General features: G+C 50.2%; 15 protein-coding genes and 1 pseudogene. 2 read left to right on the top strand and 14 right to left on the bottom strand.

Translation table 11 applies throughout. From position 1 onward, the window contains the following. Positions 1-19 precede the first annotated feature (19 nt). Positions 20-736 carry an IS6 family transposase gene (locus JMJ16_RS13995; protein WP_201382126.1) on the bottom strand — a complete coding sequence of 239 codons (717 nt, stop codon included), beginning with the start codon at positions 734-736 and terminating at the stop codon, positions 20-22. 17 nt (positions 737-753) lie between these two features. Between JMJ16_RS13995 and JMJ16_RS13990 the strand changes: the two genes are divergently transcribed. Further along, positions 754-1,284, top strand: a complete 531-nt coding sequence (locus JMJ16_RS13990) for a hypothetical protein (RefSeq protein WP_201382124.1) — start codon at positions 754-756, stop codon at positions 1,282-1,284. A 982-nt stretch (positions 1,285-2,266) separates the two neighbouring features. Here JMJ16_RS13990 and JMJ16_RS13985 read toward each other — a convergent pair. The 3 genes from JMJ16_RS13985 to JMJ16_RS13975 form a co-directional block, all read right to left on the bottom strand. Continuing rightward, positions 2,267-2,611, bottom strand: coding sequence for a cupin domain-containing protein (locus tag JMJ16_RS13985; RefSeq protein ID WP_201382123.1), 345 nt, complete (start codon positions 2,609-2,611; stop codon positions 2,267-2,269). 668 nt (positions 2,612-3,279) lie between these two features. After that, positions 3,280-4,242: an NADPH:quinone oxidoreductase family protein gene (locus JMJ16_RS13980; protein WP_201382122.1), complete on the bottom strand. Its 963-nt coding sequence runs from the start codon at positions 4,240-4,242 to the stop codon at positions 3,280-3,282. Positions 4,243-4,364: 122 nt separating this feature from the next. Further along, positions 4,365-5,669 carry a YbfB/YjiJ family MFS transporter gene (locus JMJ16_RS13975; protein WP_201382121.1) on the bottom strand — a complete coding sequence of 435 codons (1,305 nt, stop codon included), beginning with the start codon at positions 5,667-5,669 and terminating at the stop codon, positions 4,365-4,367. A 154-nt stretch (positions 5,670-5,823) separates the two neighbouring features. Between JMJ16_RS13975 and JMJ16_RS13970 the strand changes: the two are divergent. After that, positions 5,824-6,077: pseudogene (locus JMJ16_RS13970) on the top strand (helix-turn-helix domain-containing protein); the annotation flags it as partial. A 67-nt stretch (positions 6,078-6,144) separates the two neighbouring features. Here the strand turns inward: JMJ16_RS13970 and JMJ16_RS13965 are convergent. The 10 genes from JMJ16_RS13965 to JMJ16_RS54245 form a co-directional block, all read right to left on the bottom strand. Beyond that, positions 6,145-6,612 carry an MBL fold metallo-hydrolase gene (locus JMJ16_RS13965; protein ID WP_201382120.1) on the bottom strand — a complete coding sequence of 156 codons (468 nt, stop codon included), beginning with the start codon at positions 6,610-6,612 and terminating at the stop codon, positions 6,145-6,147. 432 nt (positions 6,613-7,044) lie between these two features. Then, positions 7,045-7,431 carry a hypothetical protein gene (locus JMJ16_RS13960; RefSeq protein WP_201382119.1) on the bottom strand — a complete coding sequence of 129 codons (387 nt, stop codon included), beginning with the start codon at positions 7,429-7,431 and terminating at the stop codon, positions 7,045-7,047. A 322-nt stretch (positions 7,432-7,753) separates the two neighbouring features. Further along, the gene (locus tag JMJ16_RS13955) at positions 7,754-7,996 is read right to left on the bottom strand and encodes a GNAT family N-acetyltransferase (protein WP_201382118.1); all 243 of its coding nucleotides are present in this window, start codon (positions 7,994-7,996) and stop codon (positions 7,754-7,756) included. 37 nt (positions 7,997-8,033) lie between these two features. Beyond that, positions 8,034-8,594, bottom strand: a complete 561-nt coding sequence (locus JMJ16_RS13950; RefSeq protein ID WP_201382117.1) for a dihydrofolate reductase family protein — start codon at positions 8,592-8,594, stop codon at positions 8,034-8,036. Positions 8,595-8,682: 88 nt separating this feature from the next. Next, complete coding sequence (locus tag JMJ16_RS55995) at positions 8,683-9,099, bottom strand: cupin domain-containing protein (RefSeq protein WP_201382116.1); 417 nt, start codon at positions 9,097-9,099, stop codon at positions 8,683-8,685. A gap of 106 nt (positions 9,100-9,205) precedes the next feature. Further along, a complete protein-coding gene (locus tag JMJ16_RS13940; protein ID WP_201382115.1) occupies positions 9,206-11,509 on the bottom strand; it encodes an MMPL family transporter in 2,304 nt (767 codons plus the stop codon). A gap of 86 nt (positions 11,510-11,595) precedes the next feature. Continuing rightward, positions 11,596-12,240, bottom strand: a complete 645-nt coding sequence (locus tag JMJ16_RS13935; protein ID WP_201382114.1) for a TetR/AcrR family transcriptional regulator — start codon at positions 12,238-12,240, stop codon at positions 11,596-11,598. Between the two features lie 353 nt (positions 12,241-12,593). Continuing rightward, positions 12,594-12,899 (bottom strand): GNAT family N-acetyltransferase, encoded by a 306-nt coding sequence (locus JMJ16_RS13930; protein ID WP_201382113.1) that lies wholly within the window; start codon positions 12,897-12,899, stop codon positions 12,594-12,596. Beyond that, a complete protein-coding gene (locus tag JMJ16_RS13925; RefSeq protein ID WP_201382112.1) occupies positions 12,886-13,140 on the bottom strand; it encodes a hypothetical protein in 255 nt (84 codons plus the stop codon). The genes JMJ16_RS13930 and JMJ16_RS13925 overlap by 14 nt, the downstream gene beginning before the upstream one ends. Before the next feature lie 445 nt (positions 13,141-13,585). Beyond that, the gene (locus JMJ16_RS54245) at positions 13,586-13,918 is read right to left on the bottom strand and encodes a transposase (RefSeq protein ID WP_236601573.1); all 333 of its coding nucleotides are present in this window, start codon (positions 13,916-13,918) and stop codon (positions 13,586-13,588) included. Positions 13,919-13,988 lie beyond the last annotated feature (70 nt).

The raw sequence follows: 13,988 nt of genomic DNA, 5'->3' as shown, positions 1-13,988 counted from the left end.
GGGAGAGGATGATGTGGCGTTAGGCGGCAACTTTCCCGCCAGTCACCTCGTTCCATGCAAGGAAACGATCCTGCATGAGGGCACGGTAATCTCTGGCGGTGAGGAGATGCCGTTTGGGTCGAAAGTGATCCAGGATCGGCCCAAACGCAGAGAGAAACCGTTGGGCTTGGCTAGGGGATTTGAAGCGCCTCAGGGTTCGTTCACGTTGCCGCGTCGGCTGGTGGGAACGTTCCGCTCGATTGTTTAAGCCCTTATGTTGGCGGTGCTCAACGCTGGGCATGATGTCCCTCTTTGCGGCAGCGTAGCTAGCCAGCTTGTCCGTGATAATCACCCGTGGGACATATTGGAGTCCTTTGAGTAACTTGCGAAAAAACTTCTTGGCCGCATGCTTGTTGCGTCGGCTCTGCACGAGGATATCCAGGACGTTGCCCTCCTGATCAACCGCTCGCCAGAGGTAATGCTTCTTGCCCCTGATGGTGAGGAAAACTTCGTCCATATGCCACTTGTCGCCACAGCGAGGGCGACGACGACGCAGTGCATTCGCGTAGGTCTGCCCAAACGTCAAACACCATTGCCGGACTGTTTCATAGCTCACAACGATCCCGCGTTGCGCCAAAAGCTCTTCGACATCACGAAAACTGAGCGAGAAACGGAAATACACCCACACAGCGTGACTGATAATTTCGGGCGGGAAGCGGTAACCTTTGTAAGCGGGAGCAAGGCTGTTTGTTTTCATACAGCCATTCTAGCATATTGTTCAGTTCTATTGCTAAGTTGACAATACCCTGGCAAGAGGTCTGCCGACTCCTTGAAAACCCTGAGCGGCTGGAGCAGGAGTATCGACAGCGTCTGCAGCCTCAACAGAAGCCCAATGAGCAGGAAGGTCTGGAGGTTCAGATAGGCAAGCTTCGCCGGGGGATGGCCCGTCTCATCGATAGCTATGCTGATGAGTTGATTGACAAACGGGAATTTGAACCGAGAGTGAGACACCTACGTGAAAGAATACAGCGCATTGAAGAGCAACTCCAATGTCTCAAAGAAGAAGCCGAAGTGGAAGAGGAGGTGCGTGCGATTGTGGGAAGCCTGGAAACGTTTGCCGCAAAAGTCAAAGATGGGCTACAAAACGCGGATTTTCAGACGCGCCGGGAGATCATTCGTGCCCTGGTCAAACGCGTTGAGGTCGATGAGCAGCAGATCCGCGTCGTTTTCCGTGTGAGTCCGTGTCTCCTGCACCCTCTTCTGACGGTGCCTCCTCCAATTGGCAACATTGGGGGAGGCGTATAGACCCCTGTGCTTTCCATCCCCACGTGGGTACACCCTGTTTGCATGAGCCACTCTCGTAAGGCGAGCAGATCCGCTGTCTCATGCCGGAAACTACGGATCTCCTTGCGTCGCTGCCCAGCCTCCACAATACTGAGGCAGACCACGAGAAAGCGCTAATGGACATCAATACCTGCACACCGTTGATACATGACTTGCATACTTGGCTCCTTTCTCTTGAGATGACACTTCGATGTGGCTGCCTCCCACGGGGTGTCTGCTTGTGCTCAGTGTCTTCTTCGTGCTCTCACATCCATTCCTAAGAAGAGGAATGAGGCAACAGGGAGTGGTTCGTCCAAACACCTGGGTACAGTTTCAAAAACACGCTCAAGGCTGTACTGTTGCTCGTCCTCTCTGCAGGAGGGCCATCCAACAGTAGACGCTTTTTCATTGGGAGTGGTGCGCGAGCATCGCGCATGGCGTTTCACTCTTGGTGATTCAAGCCACTTGCTACTTGCGAATTGATAGATCATTCTACATCAATAAATATTTTGTAGAAGGATCTTGATGAAGTAGCTCCATGCTCCAATAACGCCTGGTCGCTCACAACCATCACCTTGCTCCCACCTTACTTTTTGTTTACCTGTTCATCTCGCATACCGATCAAAGAACTACACAAGGAGACAGGCACAGTCAATTCCGTGTGTATCTGGACTATTTCTTTCCTCGCTTTTTGAACACTCCTCCTCCCGCCTCACCATACTCCTTCCCCTCCTTATGCTCTTCCTGCCTCTTTTCCCCTCCTCCTCACTTCTCCCCAGGTCGTTATGAAAAAAGTGATCATTTTTTTCGCATTTACAGAGAAAAGCCACGCTTTTTCTCCCCAGCCCGCTGCAAAATTCGCTAGTCCAGTGAAAAGTCAACTGTAACTGTTAATTTTGCACTGGACTAGTTACGGTGATGTTTTAGGCTGACTGATCTTTAGGGTGTACCAATGTGAACGGCTTCAGTCCTCAAGCCACTCTGTGATGAACTTTGGACTCGCGTGGATATCGATCTGTCGGAGCAGCCCCTCACCAGAATTGAGAAACTTATGCGGCACCCCTGCTGGCACAATCACGATGTTCCCTGCCTTCACCTCAAGTATGCCTGAGCCAACCGTAAAGGTTGCATGGCCTTCCTGTACCACAAAAACCTCTTCATAGGGGTGCTTATGCAGACGTGGACCATCCCCTGGCGGTAATTCGACCCAGATAAAGGAAAGGTTGGTATCTCCATGCTGGTGGCCCTGGAACTCATTGGGGGTTCCGTACCACGAAAGTTCATCCTTGTGGAGAAGAGTGTAACTCATTCTCGCCTCCTCTGCTTGTCCTGCTAACGTGCTTCTTTTCCTTCTCTCGGAAGCATACCATGTTCATGGACGTGTTAAAAGAACCAATTTCTGTCATATGACGCATGCCATTTCTACGCGCTCCTTGACCTCTTTCCAGGCACTCTATTTTCTCGGTAACCCGATCAAATATAGCCATATTTGTGGTATTTGTATTGCAGCATGTATCCTTCGCACAATTGCGCGAGACTATGCGGTGAACAACGTATGCAGGATCTCTCACATCTATAGAAGCCGCTTTTCATGCCCTATCCATTCTTTATGTCATTCATTTACAGGCATCAGTAGACTAAAAAGGGGAGCTTCTAGCGAACTATTTTGCAAAAGGCAATGGATATAGGAAACGTTTTTCTCGGACCACAAAAGGGAAGATTACAACCAAGCGTTTGCTGCATCGAGAGCGAAAATCCCACTATCAAAACGCCTGGAGAGCACGAGGAAGGTGATATGATCCCACGGGGTGCCGCTGGTGGTCAGTCTGGCAAAATACGTTTTCTTCGTTGAAATGTTCTGCTTTCGCCCTTTCTATTGTAACGATGATGAGAGCCCCAATATGCGCAATCTTTGACATGTTGGATGCTCTCAACTTTTCCAATCCTCCTCCAGATGGAGAGGTGGCCTTCCCTCAGCTATTCCCTGGCTATAAGCACGATTTTCTCCTGGATCTGATGATTGACGAGACGCTGGAGCATTCCCCCCCCATCTGACAGCGGAGCGGCCTGCAGCGCGCGTGGAGTCAATACTCCTCCCTCATACCAGGAAAGCAGCGTTCTCAGCGCCTCAGGCACAAGGGCATGGCGGCGTGTTAGATATCCTCCCAGCTCAAAACCGATCACCGCACCATTCTTCCCGAGCGCTTGGCGAAGACCGAGTTGGGGAATCTGGCCGCTGGCAAAGCCTACTGTAAGGTATCGTCCCTCCCAGGCCAGGGCAGCCCATGCGGGATCAAAGAACCCCCCTCCTATCGTATCAAAGACGAGATCTACTCCCCGCCCTGAGGTTTGCTCAAGCAAACGCTTGGCAAGATCATCCTGACGCGGGTTGAATACGGCGGCAAGTTTTGCTGGAAGGTGTTCTGGCCTTCCGGTCACCGCAACTACGGTTGCTCCCCATCGGGTGGCAATCTCCAGCGCTGCGCTTCCTACGCTTCCAGTGGCTCCGCTCACTACGAGCACCTCTCCCGGTTTGAGCTGTCCACGGTGGACAAGCGCGAGATGGGCTGTTACATAGGCCACCGGAAAGGCCGCTGCAGCGGGCATATCCATATTGGACGGTAGGAGCGCAACGTGGGCTGCTGGAACGACCACTTCCTCCGCGTAAGCGCCAGAGGTCATGATGGCAAGCACCCGGTCGCCTGGTTGAAGCGCTTGCACTTCGGACCCGCACTCGATTACGGTCCCGCTGCATTCAAAGCCAGGACTGAAAGGAAGAGGCAGTTGAGATCGTCCAGATACTTGAATCCCATCTGCATAATTGAGACCAATCGCATGAACAGCGATACGTACCTCCTCTGCTTGTAGGGTAGGAGATGGCACCTCTGTGTAGACCAGTTGCGATGGATCTCCATAAGCTTTGCAAATAAGTGCTCTCATTCTTTCTTTTCTCCTTCTATATTCAAATTATTGTTTGTGGTCTTTTTTTGAGTGTTCGCATACCTCCCGAGGGCAGATGCAAGCTTACCAGCATTCTTGAGGAACTGACAAGATGGGCCGCATTATACGGTAGCATTCTGCTTATACCCCAGATGCTGCATCATGCCATAACTGAGCGCAAGAAGCGCTGCTCCCCAAAGGACTACCGCAGTAAAGGCTGTTCCAGTGACCAGTCCCCGCTGTTCTACGATGAATCCTCCGACAAGTGGGCCAAGGATCTGACCTATGCCAAAAAGTGTGTTGAGCAGGCTGTAGCTGGACGGAAAGCGCTCCGCTGGAATAACCCGTCGGAGTAAAAAAGTGACGATGAGCGGTGGTCCAAGAAAAACAGACAGACCGAACAAAGCTGCTCCAATGGCCTCCAACAGGAGGTGATGGGTAAGAACAGAGAGTGCTCCCAGTGCTCCCAATACCAGTGCCAGCGAGAGTGTGAATCCTGTCGGCAATCGGTCAATGGCCCATCCCCACACTACCCCGCTCACCGCTCCCGCGATCCCCATTGCTGCCCAGATGAGACCAACCAGCACAGAAGGAAGTCCTTGCTCAACGACCAGTGAGACAAAAAAGGTCAGATAGATAATATAGCCAAAGCCATAGCCAACATAGGAGAGCGTTGCAAACAGAAAACCAGGCGGTTGAAGTAACTCGATGAGGAGAGACACCACAGCATGCTCTGCATGGGCTTTCTGCTTGTTGATGCGGTCTTCACCAGAAGGAGGCGCTTGATCATTGTGAATGCGCAGCACGCGATGCAGCCCAATGACGGCGGCCCCACCACTTGCGCCCATGACGATCCAGACCCAGCGCCACGCGAGAGGTGAGCCACTGTTCAAAATAGCAGGTGCGACAAGTCCAGAAAGGCTTACCCCCAATGAGGCTCCCATCCAGACGATGCCTGATGCTCGTCCTCGCTTCTCGGCTTCCACGCGTTCGAGCGTGAGTGAGAGGGTCAGTACAAGAGCGATAGCAGAAAAGAAACCAACCAGAAAGCGCCACATGCTCAATTGTACGAGGTTAAGGCTCAGCGCTGAACCGACCATGGCACCATTCATAAGCAGAAGCGCCGCACTATTGAGCATGATCTGCTTGTGCAAGCGCGTAAGGAGCAAGGGAACTACCAGTGTTCCCAGCAAATATCCCGCAAAATTGGCCATGCTCACCATACCATACGCATTGTAGGCTCCACCTAAATTCGCTCGAATGGAGGGAAGCAAGAGGCCATAAGAAATGCGCGAAAAGCCGACAATGACGGCAAGCGATGCTGCTGCCCACCAGACAAGGGACTGCGAGTTAGGCTTGTCCTGCCGCTCACGTTCAGTACGAGAGGAAGATGATTTTGTTAAAAGGGGTAGCGGCTGGGTTGACATGGTCACTCCTTTTCGTACATGCTAGTAATCACACTTCTATTGCTAGTATCAACTATGTCATACGTGTGAAAACTATACCAGAGTGTCTTGATACTAGGATTGTCAGTACCAGGGAAAGGAAAGAATCATGACAGACGATGAGCGACGCTAGGAATTGGCTGATTTTCTGCGCACGCGCCGAGCCCGTCTCGTTCCAGCAGAAGTAGGATTGCCACTGACAACCCGCCGCAAAACCGTGGGACTTCGACGAGAGGAAGTGGCTCAACTCGCCAGCGTTGGGGTGACATGGTACACCTGGCTGGAGCAAGGACGCGATATTCACGTCTCTGCCCAATTCTCGGCAATCTTGCTCAGGCTCTTCGGCTAAGCGCCGAAGAGAAAGCGCATCTGTTTCTCCTGGTCGGGCAAGTTCCTCCTCCGCATCCATCAGCTGTGCAGGAGCAGATCAGTCCCTTCTTGCAGGAATTTTTAGGAGTTAGCCGAGCGAAATGAAGACCGAATCGGCGATGTGAGTAGCTCCTCCTGTTGTTAAGGGCTGTGCGAGTTCGTGAAGCATCCACCTGCGCATGGCCTTTGCTTGTTCAGGATCACGGTCGAAGGTATTGGTCCATTCGAGATGCTCAATCTGTAGAGCGCTATGGAAGATATCACCTAGAATGATGACCCGTTCTTCGTCTGCTGTCACCAGTAGGGATGCATGACCGGCAGTATGACCTGGAGTAGCGAGAATCCTCACTTCAGGCGCGATATACTCTCCTTCCTCGACAAACTCAATACGATGCTCCAGCAGATTGAGCGCGTCGGCTACACTGGCCCTGTTCTCCGCTGGATTGTCGAAGCGGCGCCACTCGGCACTGCGTACGAGGTGACGAGCGTTTGGGAAGGTCGCGACCAGTTCGCCATTGACCTTGTGCCCGATCCAGCCCACATGATCCGAGTGCATGTGGGTAAAAAAACGGTGTCGATATCGGTAGGTTTGAGTCCCGCACGCTCAAGATTCGAGAGGAGTTCGCCTCCAAACGCATTGAAGTGGTCACTCTCAAAGGATTGGGGTCCGAACCCATTGTCAACTACTATCGGGTGCTCTGGCGTCTGGAGCAGATAGGCACCAAGACTGCCAACTAGTTGACCATTGCTATCGAGCAGATGCTGATAGGGCTGCCAGTCTGTTGCGATGGCTGTCGGGAATAAGGCTATTGGATTGAAGAGGATATATCCATCGGGCAGATAGGTTATGCGAATGTCGCCGAGCATGATAGAACTGTAGGTTGCTGTGCTGACCATTGATGATCCTTCCTTTTGAGAAAATATCATGTCTCTTGTTATTGTGACGAGAAGGGGATACTATTGGAAGTTGGCAATGACTGATCGATTTCTATATTTCGTGCCGATTTTCTCCATGGTATTTCAAAATCGATCGAAGTTTTACCCAATTTACCACCTCTCCGTTGTAAGCTGGCAAGCTATAGGACGCCCTCTGCGCGAGGGTCAGCAGCGTTGTGGAGGCTATCATGTTTCTGTCCTCTACCTGGTCCTCGTTGAAGATCCTCAGAATCACCACGTTGGCATCCGTGTTGGGACGCCTCCTAGCTTGCTTAACCACCTGAATCAGTTGAAGCAGCCAGGCCGGCTTGTCGCTGGTAAGCCAATTTCGCATTTCCACCAGGCCGCTTACGAGGTTGCCCAATGTGTGCTTCCCCTCGTCGGGAATCTGGGTCAGTACCATCTGCGTGGCCTCGGGAGCGGTAAGACGCTTGCCCATAGCGGTTTCCTTCCATGAGGGAACGATTGATGTATAACATGAGCAATCGGCTTGTCCTCTTCTTCTCTGTTGCGGAAGGAGGTTCATCTCTGGGAGACAAGCGGCCAACTCATCTCACGGTTTCTCCCGTATCCCCTGCGATGTCTCAACGTACTAACACTGGGGGAACTGCTACGGAACGAACCAGAACCCGGTCACCCGTCAACTCACATGCCAGTGGTGTGTTTCTATTGATGGTGACAACCGATAACTCAGGCTTCTACTCTAGAAGAGAGAGCACAAAGTGATTGCGTATCTGCGCGACCCCCCCTTGTCGCGCCCATCAGGTGGTAGGTGGTCGAAGCTCTGCTCTGGAAAGAAACATGCCAGGACGTTCAGGTGGGCGAACCACAAAGCCGAATTGTGTATAAAAGGTGCTTGCATCTTTGGCTGCCATCAGCCCAATGAACGCTCCTGGAAGGGCATGTTGCTCTAGGTAGGCCATAATCGCCCCCATCAGACGTTTTCCCAGCCCTTTTCCTTGAAAGGCAGGGAGCACGATGATGTCCTGAAGATAAAAATACAATCCTCCATCTCCAAGGAACAGTGCTTTGTTGGCATGCTTACCCTTCACGCTGATAATGAAGGATCACGACTCCAGACTGGAAGGAATGCGAAGCAACTAATTTCAGTGTCATCTGTGCTTTGAGGCCTTGAAAGAGCGGTATTCCACTCCCTAACACCACGGGATGAACACGAAGGCGATATTCATCAATCAAGCCCAAGTGGGTAAAGGAGTGAATGAGGCGAGCACTTCCATCGATGATCATATCCTTGCCAGGTTGTTGTTTCAGTGCTTGAATTTCCTCAACAATGTTGTCTCTCACCAGTCGAGAGTTGTTCCACTCGGTCGTTTCGAGCGTTCTTGAAAAAACCAGTTTGGGGAGAGTGTTCATCTTCTCGGCGAAGACCGGATCATCCTTGACGCCCTGAGTAGGCCAATATTGCGAAAATAGTTGATATGTCACCCGCCCAAAGAGAATGGTATCGATCTGTCTGAATTGCTCGCCGACATAATTAACCATTTCATCATCAAAATAGGGTTCATTCCAGTCAATTTCACCCTTTGGCCCAGCCATAAAACCATCAAGTGTGACAAATGGGGCTGCAATAACTTTTCTCATCAGTCTTCTCCTCGTATATTTTTGCGCTTTAGATACTGTGTTCACTTAAGCAGAAATGCAGAATTCTCTACGATATCACCCCTTCTGTTTATTCCAACACCTCCTGAAGAACCTGTGAGCTTGGATGAAAGGAGATCATCTGAAGCGGCTCTGTTCCGGTATTGGTAAACTTATGAGGAGTATTAGCTGGTACAACGACAACATTGCCAGCCGTAACTTCTAGCGTCGTCTCGCCAATGATAAAGGTAGCCAGACCCTCCTGCAAAACAAAGATTTCTTGATAGGGATGTCGATGGAGCTGGGAACCTCGACCGGGATGCGTAAACACCCAGAAAAATGATCCTGCGACCCTACCATACTCCCCTCCCTGAAATCGGAACGCTGTTTCATTGATCCGCAAATCTTCTTTTGGAATGATAAGCTGTCTGGATTTTGCCTGAAACGTTATTTCTGATCTTCTTACATACGCTTTGTTTGGTTGGGAGCTCTGATGAGAGTAGTGCATAGGCTCCAATTTCTCCAAGCGAGATGGTCAACAACAAAGCGAATTCACTTCTTGTCCTTTTGATCATTGGTTACCGCCCTTTTTCAAGTTTTGATGTACTATGATCTTAACCCTTAATGTGTGGTTCCTCCTCCAACCTACTTCTTGCTCCATCATCTCTAATCTCACTCTCACTCAAAGCTATCTTCAGATGCACACGTCGTAGCCAGGCAGGTGCCCACCAGTTCACTTCACCCATTACACGCATACATGCAGGAACTAGCAATGCTCGAATGAGTGTCGCATCCATGAGGATCGCTACAGCCAGGCCCAATCCTAATGCCTTAAAAAGGACAATCTCGGAGGTTGCTAAGGCAATAAAAACGACCGCCAGAAGGGCCGCCGCCGCCGTAACGAGAGGCCCACTCCGTTCTAATCCCGTCGCCACCGATATAATAGTATTTCCTGTCTTCTCATACTCCTCTTTTATGCGTCCCATGATGAACACTTCGTAGTCCATTGAGAGACCAAAGGCAATACAACATGTCAGCATCACCGTTCTCACTTCAAGAGAACCCGTCGCGGTGAATTGAAGCATTTGGGCCAAATGACCATCCTGGAATATCCAGACGAGCGCGCCAAAGGTTGCGGAAAGACTCAAAATGTTGAGCACTGTTGCTTTTAGAGGTAAGAGAATACTGCCTGTCATCAAGAAGAGGATGACAAGTGTTGCCAGAATAATGAGTCCTCCTACCACAGGAGCCTGCCCCAGTACCGATGTCTGCAAATCGAAGGCTACGGCAATGTGTCCACCAACGTTGACAGGAAAGGGAGCAGACAACGCTCGCACTTCGCGTACAAGGTTGAACGCATCTTTATCAACGCGTGCCTGAGTTGGTACCACAGAGAACCATGTCCTGTGCTCAGTTGCCCACACAGAAACGTTTCTTTGTGGAAGTGTTAACCGTTGTCCGTGAGCATAGGAACCGGTCAGCGCATCTACCTGTACCACATCAGGAAGACGTGATAGTGCGAGGGCGTAGTGTTCAATCTCCGACCGATGAGAGAGTGATATATCCGTTTCTGCCACCACACGAAGAGCGTGTGGTTCATCAGCAAGAAAATGAGATCGCATGTGTTCTTGTACTTGGCGACTCGATGCACTGGAAGGAAGAATGCGATCATCCACTATGCCAAAGTTGATGCGTAGAACAGGGAGACCAAGAACAAGTAATATGGTTACGACCAGAATACTTATCAGAACTGGACGCCGCATCACAAATAGGGCCGTTCGATGCCAGAAACCGTCTCCGGTGGAGACCATTCTTGCCTGTCCAATGCTCCAACGGTTAATATTGGACCCCAAAACAGCGAGCAAGGCAGGCAATGTGAGGAGTGTGCAGACAGATCCCACCACAATAACTGAGAGGCCTGCATACATAAAAGACCGTAAAAAGAAATTAGGAGAGATACAGAGAGCTAACAGTGCCACGCCAAAGGTGAGAGCGCTAAAAGCGATCATTCGTCCCGCAGTCTCTACTGTGCGTAGAATGGCGTCGTCAACCTCTCTTCCTTGGCGCATTTCTTCGCGGAATCGCGAGACAATAAAGAGACTATAATCCACCCCAATACCAAGTCCCAGGGAGGTGACGAGATTGATCGAAAAATTTGAAACCTGGGTAAAAGAAACGATGCCTCTGAGGACGAAAAGGGTTCCTACAATAGCGAGTCCACCCACCGTCAATGGTAATGCGGCAGCAATAGGACTACGGAACACCAGGAAAAGGAGCACAAGCAAGATTGGGAAGCTGAAGAGTTCAGCACGTGTGATATCCTGTTGGCTCTGTGTGCCAGATTGGTATAAGACCGCATCATCTCCCCCTACTTGCACACTCATATCAGCATTCTCTCTGGTAAAGAATGGTATGAGTTCGCCAATTCGATTCCGTGCCTGGGTGGTATTGCCGCCTATCCGCGCTAAGACGAGCGCCTGGGTTCCATCACGACTACGCAGCGTTGGGGTCTTCTCATCCGTCCAGTAGGAGGTTGCACTGATTACCCCGGCTTGTTGAGCAAGCTCACTGGTTAAAGCGCTTCCCGCCTGTATGATCTGAGGTGCATCAACTGTTGCGTGCTTGGCTGTAACCAGGAGAACCATATTATAGTCCCCCACCTGGAACTGTTCTTGTAACATGGTATTGGCCAGCACTGATTCTGAACCAGGAACCTCAAACCCTCCACTGTCCAATCTGCTGGCAAGACCCCCACTTCCTACCCCTGCTATCAGTGCAAAGAGCACACTCCCAAGAAGTATTGCCCACCGATAGCGAATGGCAAAACGCCCAATGTGACGAAACAATGAGGTCGATGCCCTCGAATCAGACACGCTCTGATGCAATTGAGAAAGACGGAAGTCAGGCCGTCTTCGCATAGGGATTCATCCTTTCTTGTGAATGAAATTCATTCACTATAATAGAAAAATGAACGCTGCCAGAGGAATTCGTAAAAAGTCGAAGGCTACGAGAGTGTGCCTTCTGCTTCCCCCGCTCCTTTCGCGGGCCAGGAAGAAGTTCGAAAGAGCCGCTCAACCATATCAATCATCGTTTGTCGATAACGCTCTTCATGCTCTCCATGCTCAACAGCGAAGCACTGATGTAGCACAGCTTGCCCCAAAAGATGAAGTAATCGCGCATACATCTCAGTATCACAGGGGGGGAGATGTCCCGAAGCAACACCCTCGCGTAACACCTTCTCAATCGATTGGGTTAGCTGTTGCGTGGTGTCAGGCTTTTGCTGAGGCGCAATCTCCTCAGAAGAGGGCACATTCGCGTGGAGGAGAGCCATATACTCTTTCTTCTGACGACCAACTTGAAAAAGTGCATCAATCATAGCACACGGTATTTCCTCGAAAGGTAAGCGAAGGAACGATGGGTCTTGATAGACTTGAGCGAGCGTTGCTTCAAGGTCAATCGAGACGCTGGTAAGTATCTCATATTTATTACGAAAATAGAGATACACCGTTCCAACAGCAACCCCGGCCGCCTGAGCAATTTCTGGAACGGTGGTTTCGTCGTAGCCCTTGTGCGCGAAAAGCTCACGCGCCGCTCTAAGAATGGCATCCCGTTTCGACTTCAATGGGTGCTTTGGTTTGGCTGCTCTCATAGATACGTCCTTAATATATGAATGACTTTCATTCATATATTAACATATTTAAGAAAATAGAGTCAAGTTACCTGCGAGATGAACAAGAAGCGAACAATTATCAAACCGTGTGCAATTTCGCTTTCGCCAAAATACAGGCGTCTATCTTGTAGATCTTGAAAGCAAGCTTTTAGCTGCGATTACCACCACTCTCTTCTCGTGGCCACAAAGATGGGTTAACGTCTACGAGGAGAGGGCAATATACTCACTTTTGTGAGGTGGTGGGTGGCTGCAGCTCTTCCCTAGAAAGAAACATTCCAGGCCGTTCAAATGGGCGCACCACAAAACCGAATAGTGTATAAAAGGCGCTCACGTTATTGGCCGCCATCAGCCAATGAACGCTTCTGGTGCTTTCCCAGGTAAGCCATAACCGCTCTCGTCAGTCGTTTCCCCAGCCCTTCAGGGAAAAGGGCTGGGAGCACAAAGATGTCTTGAAGATAAAAATACAGTCCTCCATCTCCAATAACCCGTCCACAACCAATGACCTTGTCATGGCGCAGGAGATAAAATACGGCATTGGTAAGCCCTCTTACGGTCATCTCTTCATCACGCCGCCCCCATCCAACAGCTTCACACAAAAAATCAATGCCATAAGTTAAAAGTGAATCATTCTCTATCATCTTCGGCAAGTTTCTTATTTCCAGCTGACGTTTTACTACTTTTTGATTCTTCTTGCTTCATTTGTGTAAAAAGCATTTGTTTCAGGTCTAAGTCATGATCAAAGACATTTGGAAGAGGGCCCTCAAAAGGATTCCCATAGACAAAGGTGGGTTCGCTGTCCATCTCATCTTGAGTTTCTTCGTGCACTTCTGGCGCATTATTCAATCGAAACGGATAGAGGGGATCTTTTTGCTCATCCAATCTCTGAGTAGGAGAGACATTGGTATGCTCGAGTGCTTGGATTACTTACAGGGATTCTATCTCTAATTGGTGATTGGTTTGAGCATTCTCAGAAGTAGAAGGTTGTGTGCTCCCCTGGTTAGGAAATCTCGGTATTGTCAACTTAAAAAAATCTGTTGTTGCGCTTTCACCATGCACGCCCCACTTGCAGATGATTTTGTAGAAAACGCCCCTTGAAACCAGGGAGGCTTCACCACTTTTCCCTGATTTTCTCGCCTATAATCTCTACAATTTTCCTTATTGACCTCGTCAGAAACAACTAAACCGCACCAAGCGTATGAGAAAAACAACGTTGAAGGATGCCGCGTCGGTGACGAAGGCGCTCTTTGGCACGCACAAGCTCTTGACTCAGTTGCGCGAGATCCTGACAACAGAGATTCTTGAGTTCACGGCGTTTGAGCAGGTTTCACACCTGTTCCTGTGGATTGAGTTCAGGGGCATAGCCCGGCAATCGCTCCAGGTGAACTCGTTTGCCCATCGGGCTGGAGAGAAAGGTTTTGATCACTTTCGCTCGGTGGATGGGCAAGCCATCCCAAATAACGAGCAGCTTGCCCGGGATCTTGCGGAGCAGTACCTGCAAAAAACTGACGACGTCCTCTGCTGTAGAGGATCGCTCTTGCATTTGCATGAAGATCCGCCCTTCTTGAGTGATACCCCCTATGGCAGAAAGATGATCACGGGTCAACTTGGCCCGTAATACTGGAGTCCGCCCCCGAGGGGCATAGGTCTTTACAACCATCGGCAGGAGATAAAAACCTGATTCATCGACAAAAACAATCACACGCTTTTCTTGCTCGTTTTTTTTTTCG

Source organism: Ktedonobacter sp. SOSP1-52, assembly GCF_016587395.1.
The sequence above is the reverse complement of the archived record's forward strand: the minus strand, read 5'-3'. Positions and strand labels throughout refer to the sequence as shown.